Annotated in this window: 18 protein-coding genes, 1 tRNA gene and 2 pseudogenes; 11 read left to right on the top strand and 10 right to left on the bottom strand. The window is 50.4% G+C overall.

The window, feature by feature from the left end; all coding sequences use genetic code 11:
• Positions 1 to 121: 121 nt before the first annotated feature.
• The 8 genes from FEK43_RS00820 to FEK43_RS00785 all read right to left on the bottom strand — a co-directional run bounded on the left by FEK43_RS00820 (position 122) and on the right by FEK43_RS00785 (position 9,586).
• The gene (locus FEK43_RS00820; RefSeq protein ID WP_135407819.1) at positions 122 to 1,327 is read right to left on the bottom strand and encodes a capsular biosynthesis protein; all 1,206 of its coding nucleotides are present in this window, start codon (positions 1,325 to 1,327) and stop codon (positions 122 to 124) included.
• Between the two features lie 34 nt (positions 1,328 to 1,361).
• Positions 1,362 to 3,389: a capsular polysaccharide biosynthesis protein gene (locus FEK43_RS00815; RefSeq protein ID WP_135407816.1), complete on the bottom strand. Its 2,028-nt coding sequence runs from the start codon at positions 3,387 to 3,389 to the stop codon at positions 1,362 to 1,364.
• Positions 3,386 to 4,126, bottom strand: a complete 741-nt coding sequence (kdsB, locus tag FEK43_RS00810; protein ID WP_135407814.1) for a 3-deoxy-manno-octulosonate cytidylyltransferase — start codon at positions 4,124 to 4,126, stop codon at positions 3,386 to 3,388. Before kdsB ends, FEK43_RS00815 begins: the two co-directional genes overlap by 4 nt.
• Before the next feature lie 9 nt (positions 4,127 to 4,135).
• Positions 4,136 to 5,812, bottom strand: a complete 1,677-nt coding sequence (locus tag FEK43_RS00805) for a polysaccharide biosynthesis/export family protein (RefSeq protein ID WP_032226219.1) — start codon at positions 5,810 to 5,812, stop codon at positions 4,136 to 4,138.
• Positions 5,813 to 5,835: 23 nt separating this feature from the next.
• Complete coding sequence (locus tag FEK43_RS00800; RefSeq protein ID WP_000905920.1) at positions 5,836 to 6,984, bottom strand: capsule polysaccharide export inner-membrane protein KpsE; 1,149 nt, start codon at positions 6,982 to 6,984, stop codon at positions 5,836 to 5,838.
• Between the two features lie 71 nt (positions 6,985 to 7,055).
• Positions 7,056 to 8,039: a KpsF/GutQ family sugar-phosphate isomerase gene (locus FEK43_RS00795; RefSeq protein WP_130258027.1), complete on the bottom strand. Its 984-nt coding sequence runs from the start codon at positions 8,037 to 8,039 to the stop codon at positions 7,056 to 7,058.
• Positions 8,040 to 8,762: 723 nt separating this feature from the next.
• Positions 8,763 to 9,065 carry a lysozyme inhibitor LprI family protein gene (locus tag FEK43_RS00790; RefSeq protein ID WP_240782951.1) on the bottom strand — a complete coding sequence of 101 codons (303 nt, stop codon included), beginning with the start codon at positions 9,063 to 9,065 and terminating at the stop codon, positions 8,763 to 8,765.
• 29 nt (positions 9,066 to 9,094) lie between these two features.
• The gene (locus FEK43_RS00785) at positions 9,095 to 9,586 is read right to left on the bottom strand and encodes a hypothetical protein (protein WP_131162482.1); all 492 of its coding nucleotides are present in this window, start codon (positions 9,584 to 9,586) and stop codon (positions 9,095 to 9,097) included.
• Between the two features lie 642 nt (positions 9,587 to 10,228).
• On the opposite strand from FEK43_RS00785, the gene tssB reads away from it, so the two are divergent.
• The 10 genes and pseudogenes from tssB (at position 10,229) to FEK43_RS00735 (ending at position 20,725) form a co-directional block, all read left to right on the top strand.
• Entirely contained in the window at positions 10,229 to 10,726 is a 498-nt protein-coding gene (gene tssB / locus FEK43_RS00780) for a type VI secretion system contractile sheath small subunit (protein WP_130207941.1), read from the top strand.
• 33 nt (positions 10,727 to 10,759) lie between these two features.
• Positions 10,760 to 12,307, top strand: coding sequence for a type VI secretion system contractile sheath large subunit (gene tssC, locus FEK43_RS00775; protein WP_130207939.1), 1,548 nt, complete (start codon positions 10,760 to 10,762; stop codon positions 12,305 to 12,307).
• An 18-nt stretch (positions 12,308 to 12,325) separates the two neighbouring features.
• Positions 12,326 to 12,592 (top strand): annotated as a pseudogene (tssK, locus tag FEK43_RS00770) (type VI secretion system baseplate subunit TssK); the annotation flags it as partial.
• A gap of 2 nt (positions 12,593 to 12,594) precedes the next feature.
• Positions 12,595 to 13,272: pseudogene (locus tag FEK43_RS00765) on the top strand (OmpA family protein); the annotation flags it as partial.
• Positions 13,273 to 13,276: 4 nt separating this feature from the next.
• Complete coding sequence (gene hcp, locus FEK43_RS00760) at positions 13,277 to 13,768, top strand: type VI secretion system effector Hcp (RefSeq protein WP_024558534.1); 492 nt, start codon at positions 13,277 to 13,279, stop codon at positions 13,766 to 13,768.
• A 176-nt stretch (positions 13,769 to 13,944) separates the two neighbouring features.
• Positions 13,945 to 16,584, top strand: a complete 2,640-nt coding sequence (tssH, locus tag FEK43_RS00755) for a type VI secretion system ATPase TssH (protein WP_135407809.1) — start codon at positions 13,945 to 13,947, stop codon at positions 16,582 to 16,584.
• Positions 16,585 to 16,685: 101 nt separating this feature from the next.
• Positions 16,686 to 18,281 (top strand): type VI secretion system protein TssA, encoded by a 1,596-nt coding sequence (tssA, locus tag FEK43_RS00750; RefSeq protein ID WP_130207935.1) that lies wholly within the window; start codon positions 16,686 to 16,688, stop codon positions 18,279 to 18,281.
• Between the two features lie 229 nt (positions 18,282 to 18,510).
• A complete protein-coding gene (locus tag FEK43_RS23300) occupies positions 18,511 to 18,756 on the top strand; it encodes a type VI secretion system baseplate subunit TssF (protein WP_135407807.1) in 246 nt (81 codons plus the stop codon).
• Positions 18,749 to 19,198, top strand: coding sequence for a type VI secretion system baseplate subunit TssE (tssE, locus tag FEK43_RS00740; protein WP_135407805.1), 450 nt, complete (start codon positions 18,749 to 18,751; stop codon positions 19,196 to 19,198). Before FEK43_RS23300 ends, tssE begins: the two co-directional genes overlap by 8 nt.
• Before the next feature lie 123 nt (positions 19,199 to 19,321).
• A complete protein-coding gene (locus FEK43_RS00735; protein WP_135407803.1) occupies positions 19,322 to 20,725 on the top strand; it encodes a VasL domain-containing protein in 1,404 nt (467 codons plus the stop codon).
• A gap of 75 nt (positions 20,726 to 20,800) precedes the next feature.
• On the opposite strand, the gene FEK43_RS00730 is transcribed toward FEK43_RS00735, so the two are convergent.
• Both FEK43_RS00730 and FEK43_RS00725 read right to left on the bottom strand, forming a co-directional pair.
• Positions 20,801 to 20,876: transfer RNA gene (locus tag FEK43_RS00730), tRNA-Phe, on the bottom strand.
• 105 nt (positions 20,877 to 20,981) lie between these two features.
• Positions 20,982 to 21,689: a DUF554 domain-containing protein gene (locus FEK43_RS00725; protein ID WP_130207927.1), complete on the bottom strand. Its 708-nt coding sequence runs from the start codon at positions 21,687 to 21,689 to the stop codon at positions 20,982 to 20,984.
• A 401-nt stretch (positions 21,690 to 22,090) separates the two neighbouring features.
• Between FEK43_RS00725 and speC the strand changes: the two genes are divergently transcribed.
• The gene (gene speC / locus FEK43_RS00720; protein WP_135407801.1) at positions 22,091 to 24,226 is read left to right on the top strand and encodes an ornithine decarboxylase; all 2,136 of its coding nucleotides are present in this window, start codon (positions 22,091 to 22,093) and stop codon (positions 24,224 to 24,226) included.
• Positions 24,227 to 24,241: the final 15 nt, after the last annotated feature.

Genomic DNA, 24,241 nt, shown 5'->3' with positions numbered 1-24,241 from the left:
GTACCAGCCGTAAAATTAAATCTTAAAGTAGTATGTTTTATTACCTTTATGTTACTTTTCTTTGAAGAGGATGCAAATGATTTTTTGGCTACTTAAAATTCAAAAAATATTGACTTGAAATTTAATATATATTATGTTGGTGGTTTGTTGTGTTCCCCCCATAATAAACCGCATTAACCTGCGTCTTAACCAATAAATACCCACGAAACTTCTTAAACAGTTTCATATCTGGTTTAAAATCAGCCTGCCAGAACTGGTGCAAATGCCCTTGATACGTCAAGCCTTTGATGTCGTACAGGGCATTGCCCATCACCTTGAGTGGTTTGTTATGAATCAGTGCAGAGATCCCCGCCGTACTGTTAATCGTCACCACCGCTTTTGCGTGGCGTAATAGTTCCGGCATCGGGAGATCGTGCACGTATATGACTCGCTCACCTAAGCCATATTCCTTACTCAACCGCTTAATTAATGGTCGATAGAGTCTGTGACCACGATCCATCGGATGATGTTTGATCACCAAATAACTTTCTTTCGGCGCTTTACGCGAAAATGAGTACATGACTTCATTAATATAGTCACGCACATCGTTATAATTGCTGTGGTTACGAATCTGGCTATCGTTATACACTTGCAAAACGGCAAGATAATAACGTTGGTCCAGCTCATTCATTAACCTCGGCAATACCTTACGCTGTGTTACCTTGTAAAGTTGCTTGCGCCAGTACGCACGAACCCAGCAACGTGCCTCATACCAGGGGGAAAACGATTTGTGGTGGCGGTAGCGAGGGAACTCATGACGGTAATGCCAGCCCATCAGGTAATACCACATCGCATGGCCTATACGTTTCATCGTTGAAGGTTTTAAATTCTCAACGTGCGGCGCAGGCATATCTGGCAACTTACGATAAAAATCTGGATCGCGCGGTAGCGATGAATATGCGTTCACTCCGCCTTCTTCAACGGTTATAAATTGCGGGCGTAAATATCCTTCCTCAAATGCCAGAAAGCGGATCCCTTTCGACGTTGCCCACCGTTTTGCTTCTTTGTGCAATGGGCGGCAGTCACCAAAGCAGAGGATGGTGTCAAAGTCATATTGTCGGTTGAGATCTCGCAACCAACCGGGAAACTCTTTCGGCGTCTGGTAGTAAGCCAGGTATTGTCGATTGCGGCAGTAAAAACGATCCCCGCCATTGAAGACAACATTTACAGCGTTACGGCCTAATGACTCTAACCATTCGGCGACGTCATTGAAAAAAGGTCCCATCGGTCCCTGCAAAAGCAGATATTTTTTACCCGATAATAAAATGGTTAGTGCGTTGCCTTGCATAAATAATTTGAGTAATAGTCAACTATGAAATTGTTTAGCCAAATCTGACCTTGCAGAACATAATTAATTTGCGGTAATAGCGTATTACCCGCCCCGCTTTTTTTCGGGTAATAAACATCGGCTTGCGCGGCGTCTGGATTAAATATTCCGCAGCTTCTTCAACCGTAATAGGTTGTAGTCGTGTTGGGTGGATATAGGTTGGATAAACAATCAACGCCTGATAGATCAAGTCTGCTAGCGTTAATCTGTGCTCGCGGCGCGGGCAATGATGTTCATCAACGGTTAACCCCCAACCGGCATAGAAGGGCAGGCCGTAACAATGAACTTGTTTGCCATGTAATAACGCTTCAAACCCGGACAATGATGTCATGGTGTGCACTTCATCTGCGCGCTGAATGCATTGAATAATATCTGCATCCAGTGCCTGATAATTGGCAAGTTCAGAGATCAATTTAGCCGGAATATCACCCTTGCGATTTCCCACCAGTACATCCGGGTGCGGTTTATAAATAATGTAGGCGTGCGGATTACGCTCGCGTACTGTGCGCAATAACTCAAGGTTGCTCTTAATCGAGACAGTGCCTGTTTTAATAGATGCATCGTCCTCTACCTGACCCGGTACCAGGATGATTTTTTTACCTTTGGACTCGGCAGGCAGAGAGAAATCGGCCCCCAGGTTGTACTTGCTCAGTTTGCTTTCAACCAGGCGTTGCTGCAACTTCTCAGCTCGCATCTGCTGCGCCAGCGTTAACTGGCTGTGATTAAGCAGCTCCTCCAGGTCGCTGGGGCGTGTGGCGTCATAGTAGATCCCGCGTTTATCCAGCACCAGCGATAGCGGCGGCAACAGGTCAGAGCCAAGCCCGGATGAACGCAGAAAACCATCTTCCATTCGCCATAACGGCAGTGATTTTCGCTGCGCTTCGGCTTGCCATTGCTGTTCTCCCTTTACACCCCATACCACGCAAGCGGTGGCCGCAGTACAGCGACGTGAATAACTCAGTCGGTTTGTCGCGGTACGCAAGAAAGGTTTCAGGATCGCCGACTTCCACAGCGTTAAGCCTGGCGCCCATAAATAGCCATTACGCTGCTGCTGATGGCTGCGCTGTAATTGCAGCCATTGCAGTACGGTAAACAGATCGCTTGCGGCCCCCGTGAGCGGGTCGATATAGCGACAGTAACGCAGGTATGCTGCGGCAAAAAGTTCTTCCAGCGTGGCAGAACCGCGTCGGGCGGATAACAAAGCGGACTGCGGATGGCGATCGTCGGTTAAGCCCCAGCCTGCATACCAGGGCTGGCCGAAACATGTTACTGGTTTTCCTGCCAGTAAGGCTTCAAAGCCGTATTGGGATGTCACGACGTAAACCCGGGAAACGTGTCGCAACAGCGACTGCGGGCTGACATTCTCGGCAATCAAACGTACTCGTTGCGTGGCGCGCAGATCAGCGAAATAACCTGTTTTTTTTCCTTCCAGGACATCCGGATGCACCTTCACCCAAATTTCGGCTTGAGGATTTTCCGCCATCGCGGCTTCCAGCATGGCGGCAAACTCATGCGGGCCAGCATTGCCATACGTCACGGACATATCATTAAATGTCTGATCGACAACCAGAACGATGTCTGCACGTTCTGACTCATCAGCCACAAATGCAGGCGCCAGGTTATATTTCGACAAATCCCCGGTCACGATGGTGTGCATCGCTTCTCTGGCCTGGCTTATCAGAACTGCATTTCCGGCTTTATCCTGTACCAGTTTCTCCAGTGCCGAAGGCTTGCTGGCATCGTAGTAAATGCCGCAATCATCCACCACCAGAGAAAGCGGCGGTGCGCCATTGACGCCAAGATCCAGCGAACGTACAAATCCATCTTCCAGACGGATGACCGGTTTTCCCGCGGCTTTGGCGATGGCGACTGGTTTCGCCGCGCTGGGGCGATGCCCCCACACGGCGATAGCATCGACGTTTTGCGGAACAGGACGCAGCAAAGAAAGTTTCTGGCACGGTTGCGCCAGAAATTTCTCCAGATGCGGAATACGCCAGATGCCAGGCGAGTAAATGCCAATCATGTGTTTTCGGCCAGTTCCTGCGCCATCAGAGCGCGCACCTTTTCAAGGCATGCCGGGGTGTCGACGCCCGGACCGGTTGCGGCAACCTCAAATGTGCGAATGTTGATCCCCGCGTTCATCAACCGTAGCTGCTCCAGTGATTCCGCCTGTTCCGGCATGGACTCAGGTAACTGGCTGTAGTTTTGCAGCACATCGCGACGATAAGCGTAAATACCGACGTGTTTCAGGTAGCGCGCTTTTTCAGCATTACGCGGATACGGAATCGGCGAACGGCTGAAATAAAGTGCATCCTGGCGGGTATTTACCACCACTTTTACCGTGCTTGGCTCGGTTGCTTCTTCGGCAGAAATCGCGTGGCATAGCGTTGCCACTGGCAACGCGGGGTCATCACGCATTCCTTGTAACAGCGTTTCTACATCCCGCGGACGAATCATTGGTTCATCGCCCTGCAGGTTAATGTAGATATCTGCTTCCACCGTATGCATTACCTCGACCAGCCGATCGGTGCCGGATTCATGATCGTTGCGCGTCATGATGGCTTTCCCGCCAAACGCCTGCACGGCCTGTTCAACGCGCGGGTCGTCTGTTGCCACCCAAACTTCTGCGACGCCCGCCACCTGTAACGCACGCTCGTAAACGTGCTGGATCATCGGTTTGCCAACAATATCGAGCAGTGGCTTACCCGGCAGGCGCGAGGAGCCGTAGCGGGCCGGAATGACAATAACTGCTTTGCTCATCTCAATTCCTTACAAAGACAGAATCACTTTTGCACCCACCGCCAGCTGATAGAGGATGGTGGAAATACCACGGGTAACTTCAATGTTTTTCGATTCATATTTCGGCAGAACCATAATTTCATCGCCAGGCTTGAGTGAATCCACATCTTCAGCGTTCACTGCCGCACCGTTCTGACGAATGACGATAATTCTGGCGTTACCCGATTTTTGCGTCAGGCCGCCACATTTCTCGATGTAATCCTCGGTGGTCATTCCCTTCTGCCAGCTCACCGCGTTCGGGAACAGCACCTCGCCATGAACCATAACCAGCGATGTTTTCTCCGGAATATTGATGACGTCGCCATCTTCAAGCAGAACAGAATCAATATTGGACTCGTTGAGGATCACTTCACCTTTCGGAACCACGGTGCGCGCTTTCGCCACAAAGCGGCTGATCAGTTGCGCTTCCTGCATTCGCAGGCTGGCTTCTTCTTTGGTGGAGGACTGGGCGGAAAGTGATGCTTCCTCCAGCTTTTGCAGCGAGAGATTCAGCATCTCTTTCTGACGCTGGGCCACTGATGGGCGATAAAGCTGAACCGCGTTCATCTGCGACATACTGTTCGGACGGACTTTTTCCAGAACCGCACGCATGGTGGAACCATAAGGCAGCACCATGGCATGTTCGCCAGAGTGCGCGCCTTCAACCCGCACCTGAATGGTGCCGGCATAGCGGTCAGTGCTGACGATTAAGGTATCGCCATTTTGCAACATACGGCCTGGTGCTGAGCTTATCGGATAGTATTCGCTACGTTTTTGCAGTCCCTGTTTACGCATAATCGTAATGTGAGTCGCGCCAGGCTTAGGGCGCGCCCAGCTCAACGCTTCCGTTACGGGAATGCTGCTTTCGCGGAACTCAAAGTCGTAGCTGTTAAAGACATCGCCCTGAACGCTGAAAGTATGCTGACGCGGCCCGACGATGATGGTGTCACCATCGGCGAACTGCGAAAGCCCCAGTTTGCCGTTCAGCAGGAAGTCGTACAGGTTGACGTTGGAGCGCACGCGGTTACCGCGCTTGACCACAATATCAACGTAACTTCCGCGCTCTGGATCAACGCCGCCAGCCTTGATCAGATAATTGAGTAACGAATCAGACGTCACACCGCCATACAGACCAGGATTACGCACAAATCCAGTCACGTACACTTTTACTGGCTGCGCCTGTAATAAGGAGGCGTAGACGTTGACGTTGGACTGGTACACTTCCTTCACTTTGGATGTGACCAGGGTATTTAACTGGCTATTACTGACGCCAGCAACTTTCACCGGACCAACGTTCGGCAGGAAAATATTACCTTTGGGATCAACCTGTAACGCACCATCAAAGGTGAACGCACCCCACAAGCGAACCTGAATGCTATCGCCCGGATTAAGAATATAGTCAGGGTTGAATCCTACCGTCGCACCGCTATCCGCGCTGGTGCCGTTGAAAAGTTGAGCGCCAAACATACGGCTCATTACCACCGGCGGTGCGGGCGGCGGGGTATTGTCGAAGCCGCTCATGTTTTGCGTATCCGACTTTTGTCCGCTCAGAATACCGGGCAGTGGTGCGGCTCCTGTCAGGTTTGGGTCAGCGTTAATATCAATGGCCGCGCTGGCCTGCGCCGCGTGACAGGCGGCAATCAGTAAAATTGATTTAAATAATTTCATCACAAACTCATTCAGCGACAGCGTTAATCTCGGTGATCTTCAATAACAGCCAGCAACAGTTTCAGGGTGCCGAACAGCAGGCAGCACACCAGTAACCAACAGGCGATCAAATAAGGGATGTTTGGAAAAGAGGATTCCTGCGGCAACTGTGGCGAACTGATCACAGACAGCACCTTGAGCTTACGAGCCGCTTCTACACGGGTCTTTTCAATGGAGGTCAGCGTCAGTTTGTAGAGCTCAGTGTTGAACTCTACTTTTGATTTGATTTCCTCAAAATCCACCGCCATACGGTTTAGCTTGTCACCCTGTGGTGCTGTGATTTTGCTTTTTTCTTCATCGATTTGTGCCTGCAATGACTGAATCGCATTACGCGCACTCACAACTTGCGGGGCGTCCTCACGCAGATACGTCAGCAAGTTACGCAGGTCCGCTTCCATCTGGATCTTCTGGCCCATCAGCGTATTCACTAACGTGCTCGCAGCCTGTGCTTGTGCCTGTGGATCCAGAACGTTGTTGTTGTCCTGATAAGAGAGCAGTTCCGCTTTGCTGGCGTCCAGACGCTGGCGTGCCTTTTCCATTTCCGTTTCCGCAAAGGCAAGCTGGTCACGCGCAATGCGATGTGACATCTCATTGATAAAGCGCTCTGACTCTTTCAGCACGGTCTGGTTAAACTTAAGCGCAAACTCCGGGCTAAAGCCCTGCGTCTGAATATTGAGCAATCCGGTTTTATCGTCATACGAGACGTTGATACGGTCCTTGTAGTACTTCAGGAAGCCTTCTGCGGTTTCATCCTTGCTAAGATGATTAAGAAAATCGAGCCCGCTGTGGCTAAACGCTTCGCGAAAATTCAGTTGCTTATCTAACGCTGCCAGCATATCTGGAGAGTTGATGTACTCTTTCAGATATAACGCATCCTCTGCGGAACTCGGGTTAGAGGCACCCAATAGCAGACCAAAATTTAAGCTGCCACTGTTTAAATCATCTGAGCGTTTAATGGCAACTTTCGATTCGCTCATATAGCGAGGCTGGCTGAAGATAGCCAGATAGATCAGCAGCACTGCCATCGGTGCCAGAATGATGATTTTCGCCAGGTGTTTTTGGATATCTGCCAGTGAGATGGCAGACAAACGAGCACGCATCCAGGATACGGCAGACTTCACTTTTATCAACATGTAACGATTATCAGAGTTTCAGTGGGGCGCAAATTCAATGAGAGACTTAACTCTCGCGCCCTGTTGCTTAATTAGTCGAAAATGCGCACAAGACCAGTGACTTTGTTCGCCTTGTTGGTCACCAATAACGTCGAGACGCGGTGTTTTTGCATCTTTTCTTCCGCTTCGATGATCATGGTTTCTTCTGGCAACGTCAGCGGTTCACGCGTCATCATCTGCGCCGCCGTGGCGGATGTCAGAGAATCTTCTTTTTCCATAAAGCGACGCAGGTCACCGTCGGTGATAATGCCCGCCAGCTCGCCTTCTGCGTCTTCTACCATCACCATTCCCTGGCAACCGCTGGTGATACGTTGAATCACCGTTTTAAAGGGCGCATCCAGATGAACCGAAGGGACATCATGCTGCATGACATCCGCAACGCGGGTCAGCAGGCGACGGCCTAATGAACCGCCCGGGTGATAGCGTGCAAAATCATTCGGCATAAATTTGCGTTGGTGGATCATGGCAATCGCCAACGCATCGCCGATCGCCATGGTCAGCGTGGTAGACGTTGTTGGTGCAAGATTATTCGGGCAGGTTTCATTCGCCATGTGGAGTTCCAGCACGGCATCGGCATTTTTCGCCAGCGTGGAATTTCCATTATTGGTAATGGCGATAATTCGGTTGCCGAAATTCTTCAGTGACGGGACGAGCTTCAGGATTTCGTCTGTTTCACCGCTGGCAGAAATAAGGATCAGAAGATCGTAAGGCGTAATCATGCCCAGATCGCCATGGAAAGCTTCTGCGGGATGAATAAAGAAACTCGGCGTACCCGTAGAGGCCAGAGTCGCAGACATTTTTCGACCAACATGCCCTGATTTACCCATTCCCGAAAGAATAACGTGTCCTTTACAATTAATTATCAATTCAAGAGCACGCTGGTACTGAGTGGAATCCAACTGTTTGGACAAGTTTTGTAATGCAGCACCTTGTTCTGCCAGAGTCTGGCAAACCGAGGTAATTAAATATGGATCGATAGTACTGCTCTGGTCATCAGGTAAATGTCTTTCAGACATATCAACTCCTTTGCTCGGAAATAATGCCATAGTCACAACAAACCCGAACCAACAATAAATTATTGATATTAAATCAATTGGTTATAACAAAGTGTTTTAATGAATATAAAACTATGGTCAGCCCATGTGCTTATGTAGGGCTTATCACCTTCTTATTAAGTCGCAATGTCTCGTGGAAGTGCGAAGATGCTGCAATATTACAGGCGAGAAGGGGGAACCAAATTTTGCCCACCTATTTAACACACCCCTACATTATGAACAAGGAATTTAGGATTTTTATCAATCATTAAAATGTTTCGCGATTAACTATTAAGGCGAAACACAATTTAGCGATTGATTGTTTGCTTATAAAAAAAGAACGTATGTCACTGTTATCAATAAATAAAACACGTCAGTAATGGCGATGATGTTTTGTGGTTAACTATTTAAACTGAGTATAATAAACAGGTTGACAATCCCCCCTGTAAAGCAGAAGAGAATAACAAATTTTTTGCGGTGAATATTGACCAGCATGATAGTTTTGCGATTGATTATTTATGGCGATAAATATGTTTTTAAATCAAACAGGGGCGCATTTATCACCGTATATATTTTCTGTGGAAACTATTGTTAAATTAAAAAATAATGATGGGGATTATCATTCGCTAACCAATAACTGTGCACACTGATAAGGAAGTGCCTCGCATGAAGGCACTTCCAACAACCAACGAGCCCACTCTGGATTCAGAGTGGTTTGTTAATCGCGTCATAAAGATGGTTCAACGTTGTTAAGCGCTTTCTGTATATTTCTCTCAGGCAGGGTTTGTCACTGCCACAACGGCGTCGTTCTGTCAGCCACTGTGCCTGTGATTCTTTTAGTTCCCCGGCGGCACCCATTGCGTAAAGCCCATGGAGAAATTTGTATTTAACGCTCATCTCCACATCCATGTCATTGAGGGTACGCGATGCACAAATCGCTTTTTCATCCGCACTGCGGGCCAGTCGACAGTCAAAACTGGCTGCCGTGACAGAGAAAGCAGGCAACATAATGATGAGAAATGCCGTAAGTATATTTTTCACTGGTTGGCTCCTTCAGAAAGAATAACTGGCCCTGGAGCCATGGTCAGGGCTCTGTTTCTCGTCAGCCTGAATCCTGTTGCTTCCCCGGTTTTTACTGACAGTTGACATTCGAAGTGAAACGGCGTCCAGCTAATCCCCCTACGGTACTGGCCATTGCCTGTCAGTAGTGCAGGTGAGAGCAGTCGCTGCATATTATGTTTTCCCTGATCGAAAATAACCTTATCTACGTCGGGGTACTGCTTCTGCAGCTCTTTTAGTGCGAGCGGTCGGCAAATAAATTCGGCTACGCGCTGAGCTTCAGTCCAGTTGTTATTAACAAAATTACGGTCATTCGTCCCTTTTACCTCACGATTGATAACACTATTCAGATGTTTTACCTGGACAGAGTTCAATGTGACGTTCGTTGCAAATGCAAATCCGGTATACATACAGGATATCGCAGTAATAACAACCAAATACTTACTAATCCGAAATACTCCATTACGCATAAGTACCTACTTTTACTGTGCAATTACAATGTCTATGTGAATATAAGTGGTGAAAATAAATAATTTGCTGCGCTGCATCAATGTTTATGCTTAATCAGAGTATTCCTGAAGAGGCTTTTGGATGCAAAAATGCAAAATTCCGATTGTCTTAAATAAAAATATTAATAAGTAAACCTTCTTTCTACGGTATTTAACCTAATAGAAACTGGTTTGACTTTAAGCTGGAGCGTGCAAAGAGAAAATGCCAGTGCACGGTGAATATTCACGGTTTACTTTAGTGATAGGTTTTATATACAAACGAATTACTTCGATATTACATCGCAAAAACACTCAGGGCTGCCGCCTGAGGACCATGAAGAATGTTGTTATATAATAAGTCAACATTTCGCACTTTGTACAATCTGGGTTAGGGTATAAAAAATAATGTAGTTACGTAATGAAAATATAATTCAGAACATGTATAGAGTCGTTTTTAATTGCTTGATATGTCTGAAGTTATTTTTGTTTTTTGGCAGATTTCTTATTGTTTTTTATACTCAATTTATTGATCTATATTGTTTTTTTGAAATTGATATTGCCCTAGTATCTGGTTAAGGAAATATTGTTATTAATTTGACTTTAACTGAATTACGTGAGGGAACTATGAGTGACAGCTTCCAGCGGGAGATCCCGAAGGCCCGTATTAATCTAAAATTAGAACTGCATACAGGTGGCGCAAGCAAAAAAATGGAATTACCCCTTAAGTTACTTATTGCGGGTGATTTTAGTAATGGTCAGGAATCAGCGCCATTATCAGAACGTAAAAAAGTTAATCTTAACAAAAATAACTTTGATGCAGTCCTTTTTGATTATTCCCCAAAAGTAAATCTTATCGTTAAAAATACGCTTGCTGATGACGATAGCGAAGACAGCATCAAACTGACATTCCGCAGTATAAAGGATTTTTCCCCGGAACAAGTCTCCCGACAAATACCGCAGCTGAAGGCCATGCTTTCCATGCGTAATTTACTTCGTGATTTAAAAGCAAATCTTCTGGATAACCAGGCTTTCCGCAAAGAACTGGAAAATATTCTGCTGGACCCGGCATTAAGCGCAGAACTCAGAGCCGAACTCTCAGCCCTGGCCCCAAAACAGCCATAACGATCATGACGATTTAACGGATTAATAAGGAATATGTTGATGTCTGTAAATAATGAGAATGCCACTGCTGGCGAGAGTGTGGTCCTTGAACGTCCTGTGGCAAGTGGAGTTTATGCGTCCCTGTTTGAAAAAATTAATTTGAGCCCAGTCTCAGAGTTGAGTGCACTGGATATTTGGCAGGATGCACAGGCGATGTCGGATGCGACCGCGGATGAACGTTTAACGGCCGGGATGCAAGTGTTCCTGGAATGTCTGACTAAATCCGGCTCTAAAGTTGAAAAGCTCGACAAAAATTTGATTGACCACCATATCGCTGAACTGGATTACCAGATAAGTCGTCAACTTGATGCAGTTATGCATCATGAGGCCTTTCAGGCGGTAGAAAGTCTGTGGCGGGGCGTGAAATCGTTGGTTGATAAAACCGATTTCCGCCAGAACGTGAAAGTTGAACTGCTGGATATCTCTAAAGAAGACCTGCGCCAGGATTTTGAAGATAGCCCGGAAATTATCCAGAGTGGTTTGTACAAACACACATACATCGATGAGTATGACACTCCGGGCGGCGAGCCGATTGCCGCGCTGATTTCCTCTTACGAGTTTGATGCTTCTGCGCAGGACGTGGCGCTGATGCGTAATTTGTCAAAAGTGTCTGCTGCGGCACATATGCCCTTTATCGGTTCTGCGGGGCCGAAATTTTTCCTGAAAGAGTCAATGGAAGAGGTCGCGGCCATCAAAGATATTGGTAACTACTTTGACCGCGCCGAGTACATTAAATGGAAAAGTTTCAGGGATACGGACGACTCCCGATACATGGGGCTGGTCATGCCTCGCGTGCTGGGCCGTTTGCCGTATGGCCCGGACACAGTACCGGTTCGTAGTTTTAACTATGTTGAAGAAGTGAAAGGCCCGGATCACGATAAATACCTGTGGACCAATGCCTCCTTCGCTTTTGCGGCCAACATGGTGAAAAGCTTCATCAACAACGGCTGGTGCGTGCAAATCCGTGGCCCACAGGCCGGTGGTGCAGTGCAGGACTTGCCCATTCATCTGTATGATCTCGGTACGGGTAATCAGGTCAAAATTCCGTCAGAGGTGATGATCCCGGAAACCCGCGAATTTGAATTCGCAAATCTTGGATTTATTCCCCTGTCGTACTACAAAAACCGCGATTATGCCTGTTTCTTCTCGGCGAACTCCACGCAAAAACCTGCGCTCTACGACACTGCTGATGCCACTGCAAATAGCCGCATCAATGCGCGTTTGCCGTACATCTTCCTGCTGTCGCGAATCGCTCATTACCTGAAGCTGATTCAACGGGAAAACATTGGTACAACCAAGGATCGTCGTCTGCTGGAACTGGAGCTTAATACCTGGGTTCGTGGTCTTGTGACAGAAATGACCGATCCGGGCGATGACTTGCAGGCTTCTCACCCGCTGCGTGACGCGAAAGTGCTGGTGGAAGATATCGGGGATAACCCAGGCTTCTTCCGCGTGAAACTCTTTGCTATCCCCCACTTCCAGGTGGAAGGGATGGACATCAACCTATCACTGGTTTCCCAGATGCCAAAAGCCAAGTCGTAAGGCGAGGGGAAATCAAGGATGAAAATTTTTCGCCCACTTTGGGAGGACGGGGCTGCGCTGGCCCCGCAACAGTTCCAGCAGCAGGCCCGCTGGAATGCGCACGTTGCCGATACCGTTGCAAGGATGGGGATTTCCCATCCCTGGGGCGTGGTGAATGCTGAATTTGACACCGCCGCCCTGGCGCTGTCACGGCTAAATGCTACCCGTCTGGTGGTACGTTTCCAGGATGGCACGATTGTTGATACCGACCTGGCGGATAATCTTCCTCCGGTTTGTGATTTATCCGTCGCAATGTCGGCGACCACCTTGCCTTATACCACCATCTTACTGACACACCGGCAGAACCTAAACTCCAGGCCCAACAGCGTCTGCGCGCTGATGGTGCACTGCTGGATGACTGGCATCGTCGCGGTGAGCCTGTGCGTTATCGCCTCGGACTGTATCAGGGACTGCGTCTTGTACCTGTTATTGAAGCCGTCATGGATGACCTGGCACCACCGTCGTTCTCTTCACCTGTTATCCAAAAAATCGTCCCGGGGCAGAAGATTATCCGCCTCGACAGTATGTTGCTATTTGATTCCGGCAAATCGGTGCTGAAGGCCGGGGCCACCAAAATGTTGGTTAATTCACTGGTGGGAGTCAGAGCAAAACCGGGCTGGTTGATTGTGGTCGCTGGCCACACGGATAACACCGGGAACGCACAACTAAACCAGACGCTTTCTCAGAAACGTGCCGAAGCGGTGCGCGTCTGGATGCATGAAACCGGTGACGTACCGGAAAGCTGTTTTGCGGTACAGGGCTATGGCGAAAGCCGTCCGGTCGCAACCAATGACACCCCGGAGGGCCGTGCGCTCAACCGGCGTGTCGAAATCAGTCTGGTACCGCAGGCTAATGCCTGTCAGATACCTGGACACACCCTGGCGTCATCGCAGGATGATGGCGCATCACAACATAATGGAGAGTAATTCCATGGCAATACCTGTTTATCTTTGGCTGAAGGACGATGGCGGCGCGGACATCAAAGGGTCTGTTGACGTTCAGGATCGTGAAGGCAGCATCGAAGTCGTGGCTCAGGAACACAACCTGTACATCCCGACTGATAACAACACAGGCAAACTGACCGGCACCCGTATCCATACCCCGTTCCTGTTCACCAAGGAAATCGACTCCTCCAGCCCGTACTTGTACAAGGCAGTGACCACCGGTCAGACCCTCAAGTCTGCCGAATTCAAGTGGTACAAAATCAACGACGCAGGCCAGGAAGTGGAGTACTTCAACACCAAACTTGAGAACGTGAAAGTGGTGAAGGTGAATCCTGAAATGTATGACATCAAGGATCCTTCTAAAGAGAAGCACAACCACCTTGAGCGCATTGAACTGCGTTACGAAAAAATCACCTGGACCTACAAAGACGGCAACATCATTCATTCCGATTCCTGGAACGAACGCGCCACCGCCTAAGCCTCGAGCGGACAGAGTTTCTCTGTCCGTTTTTTGTTTTTGCTGAACGTCTGAAGCCAACGGGCTTTCAGCAAAAACTCCACAATCTGTCAGCACGACCGTATGCGCTTTGGTCTTCCTCACGGAAAACAGCGAGGGGCGGTAGTGTGTTCAGAAACCGACAAAGAGAGATATTCATGGAAAATCCAGCCATTTTGCTGCGACGTCTGAATCCTTATTGCGCCCGTGCGATGGAAGGCGCGGCTTCACTCTGTCAGATTCGCGCGCATGCGGAAATTTTGCCAGAGCACTGGCTGCTGAAACTTCTTGAGCAGGGCGAGGGGGATCTCACAGTGCTGGCACGCCGCTACGAGTGGGACATGGACACTCTCTGGCAAGATTTGCTTGCCTGGCTCGACAAACAACCGCACTCGGTGCGCCATCGCCCGCAGCTTTCAGAAAATATCCAGGTATTGATGCAACAAGCCTGGCTGATTGCCTCACTGGCGGGAGAAGAACAGATTCGAAGTCACCACCTGCTGATGGCGCTGGTGGCTAAACAGAAGCTGGTGCGCTGCGATGGTCTGTGGCCATTGCTGACTCTGGGACAGAGCCAGTTAGAGTGCCTGCGCCCGCTACTGGATGCTCAGTCAGACGAGCGTGCGCAAGTACAGCAGGAAGCCGAAATTACGGGGAGCCATGGTGGGGACGTGGAGTTTATCGGGCGTCCAGTAGGGAGTGAGATGAAAGATGGGGAACTGAGTCCGGCGCTGCAGAATGCGCTGGATAAATTCACCCATGACGTCACCGCCCAGGCGCGTGAAGGTAAAATTGATCCGGTATTTGGCCGCGATAGTGAAATCCGCCAGATGGTGGACATTCTTTCTCGTCGCCGAAAAAATAACCCAATCCTGGTCGGTGAGCCAGGTGTCGGGAAAACCGCACTGGTAGAAGGTCTGGCGCTCAGAATCTCTGACGGTAATGTCCCTGAATCCCTCAAACCGGTGGTGCTACGCACTCTTGACCTCGGGCTGCTGCAGGCGGGGGCGGGAGTGAAGGGGGAATTTGAGCAGCGCCTGAAAAACGTGATTAATGCTGTACAGCAGTCTCCGGTACCTATCTTGCTGTTTATCGATGAGGCCCATACCATCATCGGCGCAGGTAACCAGGCTGGTGGTGCTGATGCTGCCAATCTGCTGAAACCAGCCCTGGCGCGCGGTGAGTTACGTACCATCGCCGCGACGACCTGGTCTGAGTATAAACAATACTTTGAGCGCGATGCCGCACTCGAACGCCGCTTCCAGATGGTGAAAGTTGACGAGCCGGACGACGACGCGGCTTGTCTGATGTTGCGTGGCCTGAAATCCCGTTATGCCGAACATCATAATGTGCACATCACTGATGATGCGGTGTGCGCTGCCGTTACGTTATCCCGACGTTATCTGACAGGCCGTCAACTCCCGGACAAAGCCGTTGACCTGCTCGACACTGCAAGCGCTCGCGTGCGTATGAGTCTCGACACCGTACCCGAACAGTTGACCCGTATCCGTTCCCGGATTACCTCTCTTGAAATGGAGAGACAAGCGCTACAGGAAGACATTACCGTCGGTAATCAAAACCACGGTGAACGCTTGACGGCAATCGAACAGGAAGAGAAAAACGTCATCGTTGAACTCCACGAACTTGAAACCCAGTACGGCCAGGAACTGAAACTTACTGAACAACTACGGGAAAGCCGCCAGGACATTTCCCGTCAGAGCGAAACGCATGCCCTGCAACAGGAGCTGAACGGTTTACAGCAGGGCAATCCGTTGTTGTCGGTGGATGTGGATGTACGCACTGTTGCAACAGTGATTGCCGACTGGACCGGCGTGCCGCTTTCTTCGCTGATGAAAGACGAACAGACTGAACTGCTTACCCTGGAAAATGAAATCGGTAAACGTGTAGTCGGTCAGAATATTGCGCTTGAAGCCATCGCCCGGCGCCTGCGCGCCGCTAAAACTGGCCTCACCTCTGAGAACGGTCCACAGGGTGTATTCCTGCTGGTTGGTCCAAGCGGTGTAGGAAAAACTGAAACCGCGCTGGCGCTGGCGGATGTGCTGTACGGTGGCGAAAAATCGCTGATTACCATTAACCTGTCGGAATACCAGGAGCCACACACAGTTTCCCAGCTGAAAGGTTCTCCACCTGGTTACATCGGCTACGGCCAGGGCGGCATCCTTACCGAAGCCGTACGTAAGCGTCCGTACAGTGTGGTGCTGCTCGATGAAGTCGAAAAAGCGCACCGTGACGTGATGAATCTCTTCTATCAGGTATTCGATCGTGGTTTTATGCGCGACGGCGAAGGGCGAGAAATTGACTTCCGCAATACCGTTATTTTGATGACCTCCAACCTTGGTAGCGACCACCTGATGCAGTTGCTGGACGAACAACCGGAAGCCACCGAGGCAGACCTGCACGAACTGCTGCGCCCGATACTGCGCGACCACTTCCAGCCCGCGCTGCTCGCCCGTTTCCAGACCGTGATTTACCGTCCGCTGGCAGAAGCAGCCATGCACACGATTGTGGAGATGAAACTCTCCCAGGTCAGCCAGCGCTTACAGCGCCACTACGGCCTGACCACGCTGATTGACGAAAGTCTGTACGACGCGCTGACCGCAGCCTGCCTGTTACCGGACACCGGGGCGCGCAATGTCGACAGCTTACTCAACCAACAAATTCTGCCGGTGCTGAGTCAGCAATTGCTGACTCATATGGCGGCGAAACAAAAGCCAGCGTCGTTGACGCTGGGGTGGAATGATGAAGAAGGGGTTGTGCTGGAGTTTAAATATGACTGAAGGAACCTTATGAGTCTGACAGATACCATCTTCAGCACGGCGAAAGTGGTAGTGACAGACCCGGTCGCCAGCACGAACCGTGATGCGGTGGAGGTCAATTGATGAGCACGTTAAATGCCCTGGTTAGCGCCTGTCAGACAGAGCCGACGACACTCCTTGACGCTACCCGTGAGCGAGTGGTGCAGTGGAGCAATTGGCTGCAGCCGTTACCCGGAGAGTCATCAGTGGGGGATGACCCAGGTTATGACGATGGCTTCCAGCAAATGCGCGAGGAGGTCAACAAACTTTCCGGGGCGGATACTGAGCTTATCTGCCAGTTGGCGGAGAAAGTGCTCACCACCACCGCTAAAGACATTCGTGTGGCGACGTATTACTGCTGGGCCAGGTTGCATCGTGAAGGCGAGCAGGGGCTGGCAGAGGGACTCGAACTGCTGGCGGGTCTGATAGACCGTTTCGGTGCGCAACTGCATCCACAGCGCAACCGCAGCCGTAAGGCAGCACTGGAGTGGCTGGCAGGTTCACGCATGACGGATTCTCTTTCACTGTATCCGGAAGTGGTCAGGGAAGATGCGCTGCGCACCATCGGTGCGCTGCTGCTGATAGCGCAGCTCACCGAAAATGAGCCGGATGAAACCCGCCCAGAACTTAACGCGCTGTATGGTGCGCTGGAAAACCGCCTGCAGAAAGCGGGCGGTGTGGATGCAGTTGTACCGCAGAACGCCAGCACTACTGAGACACTTTCCACTGCGAGTCACAGCGATGCTCCAGCTATCGGGAGAATCACTTCCGGTCAGGATTTGCTGGCGCAGGCGCGCACACTCAGCGAATACCTGCGCGAACAGCCCGACGGTTGGTTGTCGGCGCACCATCTGATGAAAAGTCTGCGTCACGATACCCTGCAGGCTATTCCGGCTCCAGACGCACAGGGGCGAACTCGCATCGAACCCCCAAGAGCAGACCAGCGAGCGCTGCTCAAACGTCTGTACCTGCAGCAAAACTGGGCTGAAATTCTGGAAACGGCAGACAGTACCTTTTCCCGCGGTGCTAACCACCTGTGGCTGGATCTGCAATGGTATATCCACCAGGCGCTGACGAAGTCCGGTAAGGAGATAGTGGCTGACATTATTGCCGCTGATCTGAAGGGGCTACTGACTCGACTATCCGGGCTGGAGACGCTGGCATTCAGTGACGGTACGCCGTTTGCTGATGAAGTGACGCTTAACTGGATCCAGCAGAGCGTACTGGATACTACTGCTGGGTGGGGCAATGAAACGCCTTCCGCCCGTATGGCCGAAGTGAACGACGACATTCTGGCGCTGGAGTCGGAAGCCGTGGCGCTGGCGGACAGCGAAAGCCCGGATGCGGCACTGAGCTGGTTACAGCATCGACCAGGCATCGCCACTGCGCGGCAGCAGTGGCTGCTGCGCCTGCTAATGGGGCGTATTGCAGAACAGTACGGAAAAAATGAGCTCGCGGTGCACCTGTTTGCAGAGCTGGGTGAGCGTGCCACAGAAGTGGCCCTTAGCGACTGGGAACCCGAGCTGCTGTTTGAGGTACAGGCCCGTCATCTGAAACTCCTCAGACTGAAAGCCAGTCGCAGTGAGGCTGACAAGATTCGCCTCGGGCCTGCTATGGAAAAATTGCTAGGCGGGCTGATTCAGCTCGATCCGGCGCGGGCCGCGGTGTTATGTGGTTAGAGAAAGTTATTGGCTGGATAAAAGGAGGATGAATAAGTGTGGCTCATAATTTATAGCAAGGTACTTTCTCACATTTTTTATCTGGTCAGTCATTCAGAAAAATAACTACTGAATTTGAGATTTTAAATGAGGAGATAAAACCTATGTCTCTGACTACTCGCGAAGTGGTGAGATAACTTCCACTTTTGGGGAAGAAAACATTGTTTCCTATATTTTGAGTAACTATTTTATGGAAAATTTAACCCCGCGTTATTACGACGCAGAAATGCGCTACCTGCGTGAAGCCGCGAAAGAGTTTGCACACAATCATCCGGACCGGGCAGCGATGTTAGACCTGGATAAGGTCGGCACTCCGGATCAGGTGAATAACACCTGGCGGATCGTGTTGAGTCGTGACGACCTTGACCCGGATTCAGCCAGAATCATTGAAGCAGGGAGTGAACGGTTGACTCTGAAGGCGTTGAAAGATGAATGACACTCCGCGTCCGTCGCTATATGAAACCCTGTTTGGGAATTTTACCGGAGGTCTGGATCTGAATCAGGTTAGCGAGCAGAACCAGATAATCCTCTCAGTACTGGACAATATGCAGCGCATTCTTAACAGTCGTGCCGGCACGCTGGCACATCTGCCGGACTATGGTCTACCGGATATGACCAAAATTCTCCAGGGAATGCCGGGGACGGCGCATGAAATGATGGGGACGTTATCTACCGTACTGCTCAAATATGAGCCGCGTCTGAAAAAAATAACCGTTATTCTGCTGGAACAGGAAGTTCCTGGCGAGCTGTGCTATGCCATTGACGCTGAACTCAAAGATGTTGGTCTGGTGCGTTATGGCACTGAATTTATGCCTGAAGGGCGAGTCCTGTTGAGACACCTGAAACAGCAGTATCTCGACACGGCAGCTCGTATTTAAGGCCTGGTTTTAGCGTTTCTCCCTAACCCCGTCAGTATCTGCTACGCCCTGAATATGCAGAACACCAAGCTGCATAAACAATCATCTTCTATAACCGCAAGTACGTCAGATGGATAACTGGTCATGAATGACATTACCCCACGTAGAATTAAAACCGGCGGTGACCCGCGAAGGCTACCGGATTATGCCGCTTTGTGTGATGAACTCAATAAGCTAACGCATCCGGCACGTCCTGATGTGAACTGGCGTTATGCTGAAAAACTGTGTCTCTCACTGTTTGAGCAAAATGGTGTTGAGCTGCAGACTGCGGCCTGGTATACGCTGGCCCGTACGCAGCTGGCCGGATTGTTTGGTCTGAATGAAGGGTTGGCAATACTGGAGGCTCTGATAAGCCATCAGTGGGGTGTGCTTTGGCCACAGCCTGTCCATGTTCGGATTGAGATCCTCAGTAATCTGAGCCAGCGTTTGCAACAACGGATGCGCTCACTTCCGCTGAAATACAGCGACCTTAGCCAACTGTATCGGGCAGAGCAACTGCTTACCCGTTTGGGGGCAGTTTTACAGCGCCTGGAACTCAGACATCTCAGTCAGCTGGATACATTGCGTACCCTGATACATAACAACGCTGTCAGGCTGGAGAACAGCGATGACACAATCTGTACAGGGGCGACAATTCAGTCGGGTATCGTTTCGCATGCTCCGGTCATGAATGACGTGGGTATAACAACAGGTTCCCATACTGGTCGTTCGTTTGAAGATATCCGGGCGCCAGACAGTGCAGTGCAATGGGTGTACGTTACACAGCCGAACGTGGAGGTACTGCCGGCAATACCTGAGCCAGTAAAAAAATGGAAATCTTTTGTCGGGGGGATGTGTACCATGCTGGTGATAGGTGCAGCAACGCTATGGACGTGGCAGTTTTTGCATCGTCCGGACCCGTTACAAACCCAGTTTACTGCCTCTCTGGCACCGTTACCCGCAGTACTCACGCCTGAACAATTGGATTTATTGCGTCAGCAATCTCCGTTGCCACAAGCTTTAATTACGCTAACACAACAGCAGCTTACGCTTCTGGACAAGCTACCGCCGGACTGGCTCATAACTAGGGAAAGGCAGCTTGTCGAACAGGCCCAGGTGATATGGCCGGAGCGCGCAAAGCCCCTGATACAGCAGTGGCAGCAACAATTTAATGTCGCTGCGTTGCCGACAGAAAATTTGAATGGCTGGCATCAGGGAATGGTTACGCTACAGAAACTGAGTGAACGACTGAACGGACTGGATGAGCATAAGGGGAAATACATGACGGTCAGTGAGCTGAAGTCAGTGGTGTTTTCAACGATACAGTCTTTTAATCAATCCATACCGGCTGAAGAGCAACTGCGGATACTGGAACAGTCGTCGGCAGGACAACCACTTCCTCCTGCCGCAGGGGCTGAGGCAGAGATGCATCTGAAACAGCTCATCGCCAGATATGCCGACATTAGACAGAATGCTTTGAAATTAAAAGGCGTTAACGATTACGAATGACCTGTAGCAACGATCTGAAATTTACCGTAGCCAGAAAAAGAAAAAGCCCCGCTTTGCAGCGAGGCCTTATAAATTTGGTGCCCGGACTCGGAATCGAACCAAGGACACGGGGATTTTCAATCCCCTGCTCTACCGACTGAGCTATCCGGGCAACGGGGCGCATTAAACCTGATTCGCCTCGTCTCGTCAATCAAATTTCTTCAATTTACGGCAGACTGCACAATCTATCATCAGTTTGCCGTTATCGCTCGTAATGTCAGGCAAACCAGGTGGTCCAGGCGGCGGAAAGCGGCATTGCCAGAAGGAGGGCAGGAAGCATGTTGACCACCGGGAACATTTTTATGCCGCAGATGCGTAAGCCGGTTGCCAGCAGCAATAAACCACCTACGGCGCTGAAGTCCGCCATCATCGACGGTGTGGTCAGCGGTAATATCAGCGCAGCAGCCCACGCCAGCGTTAACTGGATGATGAGCAATGGAATACTAATCACCGATACCGCAATGCCAAGTGAACAGGCGAAGATCATCGCTGTAAAGAAATCAAGAAATGACTTGGCGATTAAAATACTCGGATCGCCTGTCATCCCTTCATTCATCGCGCCGAAGATCCCGGTGCCGCTGGCACAAAACAGGACAATAATCGCGACAAAATTCTGAATAAAAGATTCATGCGCAGATTTCTTGCTCGAGTGACGAAACAGATTCTGCGCTTTAGCGACCGCAGTGTTGACGCCTTTTTCCAGCAGACAAATTTCGCCGATTAATGCCCCGAGTAGCGTAGCTAAAACCATCGCCGGAAGGTTGGCACATTTCACGACCAGTAAAATACCAATTCCCAGCGACGCCAGGCCAAAAATGGACGTCATAGAGACGCGGATGTGTTCCGGTAAGCGTTGGCTAAGCAGTGCGCCGAGGGCGCCACCCAGTAATACTGCACTTGCGTTGATAAAAGGGCCGATGACCACAAGAGTTCCTGTTAATTGTGTTGTTTGATGTTTTTATTATGAACTTTTTGCCCCGTCGATTGCTTGTCTGGTCGCAAAGTCCTGGCTTGCACGCGTTAGCGAAAAGTGCCATGATTGCGCGAATTTTCTCCTTCCTGTACGGAGCTTGCTTGATGCACGCCGCCTCCTTACATTCTTTCGCTTATCGCCGTTTCGCGCGAAATGTCTCCTGTTCTGTGACGCTGCTTTTTATGCGGTGACGTTAACGTATGCTCACTGCAGGGCAACAGTAAAATTAGAGCGTTTCTGCTTTTACTGATGTCTGGCGGTCGGAGCTGGTGACCAGTTTGACCCACATCTCATGGGGCAGGGGGTTCCACCTTGCCCGGTATTTTTACTTCCCCGAAACGGGTTTTGCGCTTATGAAATCAATGAGTATTGCCGCCAGTGGTGAACTGGTTTCCCGACTTTCTACCCATCGCCGCGTGGTGGCGCTGGAAGATACTGATTTTACGGACGTCGCGGCAGTCGTCATTACCGCTGCGGATAGTCGTAGCGGCATCCTTGCGTTACTTAAGCGCACCGGTTTTCATCTGCCGGTGTTTTTGTATTCTGAAGATGCGGTTGAATTGCCCGCGGGCGTTACGGCTATCATCAACGGCAATGAGCAGCAGTGGCTGGAGCTGGAATCCGCAGCCTGTCAGTATGAAGAGAATTTGCTGCCGCCATTTTATGACACGCTGACCCAGTACGTTGAGATGGGCAATAGCACCTTTGCTTGTCCTGGGCATCAACATGGTGCGTTCTTTAAAAAGCATCCTGCCGGACGCCATTTTTACGATTTCTTTGGCGAGAACGTCTTTCGTGCCGATATGTGTAACGCTGATGTAAAACTGGGCGATTTGCTTATTCATGAAGGTTCCGCAAAGGATGCGCAGAAATTCGCTGCCAAAGTCTTTCATGCCGATAAAACCTATTTTGTGCTGAACGGCACATCGGCGGCGAATAAGGTTGTGACGAATGCACTGTTAACGCGTGGTGATCTGGTGCTCTTCGACCGTAACAACCATAAGTCGAATCATCACGGTGCGCTGATTCAGGCGGGGGCGACGCCGGTGTATCTGGAAGCCTCACGCAACCCATTCGGGTTTATCGGCGGGATTGATGCGCACTGTTTTAATGAAGAGTATCTGCGCCAGCAAATTCGCGACGTTGCGCCAGAAAAAGCCGAACTGCCGCGCCCGTTCCGCCTGGCGATTATTCAGCTGGGAACCTATGACGGCACTATCTACAACGCCCGTCAGGTGATCGATACCATTGGGCGTCTGTGTGATTACATTCTGTTTGATTCCGCGTGGGTCGGGTACGAACAGTTTATCCCGATGATGGCAGATAGCTCGCCGTTGCTGTTAGAGCTTAACGAAAGCGATCCTGGGATCTTTGTTACCCAGTCGGTGCACAAACAGCAGGCGGGATTCTCGCAGACATCGCAGATTCATAAAAAAGATAACCATATTCGCGGGCAGGCGCGGTTTTGCCCGCATAAACGGCTGAATAATGCTTTTATGCTCCATGCTTCAACCAGCCCGTTTTACCCGCTGTTTGCTGCGCTGGACGTTAACGCCAAAATTCATGAAGGGGAGAGTGGGCGTCGGCTGTGGGCTGAGTGTGTTGAGATAGGGATTGAAGCCCGGAAAGCGATTCTTGCGCGCTGTAAGCTGTTCCGCCCGTTTATTCCACCTGTTATTGATGGCAAATTGTGGCAGGATTATCCGACGTCAGTGTTAGCCAGCGACCGCCGTTTTTTCAGTTTTGAGCCGGGGGCGAAGTGGCACGGCTTTGAAGGATATGCCGCGGATCAGTATTTTGTTGATCCCTGCAAGCTGTTACTCACTACGCCGGGTATCGATGCTGAAACCGGCGAATATAGCGATTTTGGCGTTCCAGCGACGATTCTGGCGCACTATCTGCGTGAGAACGGCATTGTGCCGGAGAAGTGCGATCTCAACTCCATTCTGTTCTTATTAACTCCGGCGGAAAGCCACGAGAAGCTGGCACAGCTGGTGGCGATGCTGGTGCAGTTTGAACAGCATATTGAAGATGACTCGCCGCTGTCTGAAGTCTTGCCGAGCGTTTATAACAAATACCCGGTGCGCTATCGCGACTATACCCTGCGCCAGTTGTGTCAGGAGATGCACGATCTGTATGTCAGTTTCGACGTCAAAGACCTGCAAAAAGCGATGTTCCGCCAGCAGAGCTTCCCGCCAGTGGTGATGAATCCCCAGGACGCGCATAGCGCTTATATTCGTGGTGAAGTGGAGTTGGTGCGCATTCGTGATGCCGAAGGGCGAATTGCGGCGGAAGGCGCGCTGCCGTATCCACCTGGCGTGCTTTGCGTGGTGCCAGGAGAAATGTGGGGCGGAGCGGTCCAGCGTTATTTCCTTGCACTGGAAGAAGGCGTGAATTTGCTGCCGGGATTTTCGCCGGAGCTACAAGGTGTCTATAGCGAAACCGATGCGGATGGAATGAAACGGTTATACGGTTATGTGTTGAAGTAAGAATAAAAAACGGGG

Source organism: Escherichia sp. E2562 (assembly GCF_005781075.1).
Classification (GTDB): domain Bacteria; phylum Pseudomonadota; class Gammaproteobacteria; order Enterobacterales; family Enterobacteriaceae; genus Escherichia.
This window is presented reverse-complemented; position numbering and strand designations above follow the sequence as displayed.

What these genes read in the sequence shown, in the direction of transcription:
- FEK43_RS00820 (WP_135407819.1), bottom strand. Translation starts at nt 1,327, where the DNA reads ATGCAAGGCAACGCACTAACCATTTTATTATCGGGTAAAAAATATCTG.
- FEK43_RS00815 (WP_135407816.1), bottom strand. Translation starts at nt 3,389, where the DNA reads ATGATTGGCATTTACTCGCCTGGCATCTGGCGTATTCCGCATCTGGAG.
- kdsB (WP_135407814.1), bottom strand. Translation starts at nt 4,126, where the DNA reads ATGAGCAAAGCAGTTATTGTCATTCCGGCCCGCTACGGCTCCTCGCGC.
- FEK43_RS00805 (WP_032226219.1), bottom strand. Translation starts at nt 5,812, where the DNA reads ATGAAATTATTTAAATCAATTTTACTGATTGCCGCCTGTCACGCGGCG.
- FEK43_RS00800 (WP_000905920.1), bottom strand. Translation starts at nt 6,984, where the DNA reads ATGTTGATAAAAGTGAAGTCTGCCGTATCCTGGATGCGTGCTCGTTTG.
- FEK43_RS00795 (WP_130258027.1), bottom strand. Translation starts at nt 8,039, where the DNA reads ATGTCTGAAAGACATTTACCTGATGACCAGAGCAGTACTATCGATCCA.
- FEK43_RS00790 (WP_240782951.1), bottom strand. Translation starts at nt 9,065, where the DNA reads ATGTTGCCTGCTTTCTCTGTCACGGCAGCCAGTTTTGACTGTCGACTG.
- FEK43_RS00785 (WP_131162482.1), bottom strand. Translation starts at nt 9,586, where the DNA reads ATGCGTAATGGAGTATTTCGGATTAGTAAGTATTTGGTTGTTATTACT.
- tssB (WP_130207941.1), top strand. Translation starts at nt 10,229, where the DNA reads ATGAGTGACAGCTTCCAGCGGGAGATCCCGAAGGCCCGTATTAATCTA.
- tssC (WP_130207939.1), top strand. Translation starts at nt 10,760, where the DNA reads ATGTTGATGTCTGTAAATAATGAGAATGCCACTGCTGGCGAGAGTGTG.
- hcp (WP_024558534.1), top strand. Translation starts at nt 13,277, where the DNA reads ATGGCAATACCTGTTTATCTTTGGCTGAAGGACGATGGCGGCGCGGAC.
- tssH (WP_135407809.1), top strand. Translation starts at nt 13,945, where the DNA reads ATGGAAAATCCAGCCATTTTGCTGCGACGTCTGAATCCTTATTGCGCC.
- tssA (WP_130207935.1), top strand. Translation starts at nt 16,686, where the DNA reads ATGAGCACGTTAAATGCCCTGGTTAGCGCCTGTCAGACAGAGCCGACG.
- FEK43_RS23300 (WP_135407807.1), top strand. Translation starts at nt 18,511, where the DNA reads ATGGAAAATTTAACCCCGCGTTATTACGACGCAGAAATGCGCTACCTG.
- tssE (WP_135407805.1), top strand. Translation starts at nt 18,749, where the DNA reads ATGAATGACACTCCGCGTCCGTCGCTATATGAAACCCTGTTTGGGAAT.
- FEK43_RS00735 (WP_135407803.1), top strand. Translation starts at nt 19,322, where the DNA reads ATGAATGACATTACCCCACGTAGAATTAAAACCGGCGGTGACCCGCGA.
- speC (WP_135407801.1), top strand. Translation starts at nt 22,091, where the DNA reads ATGAAATCAATGAGTATTGCCGCCAGTGGTGAACTGGTTTCCCGACTT.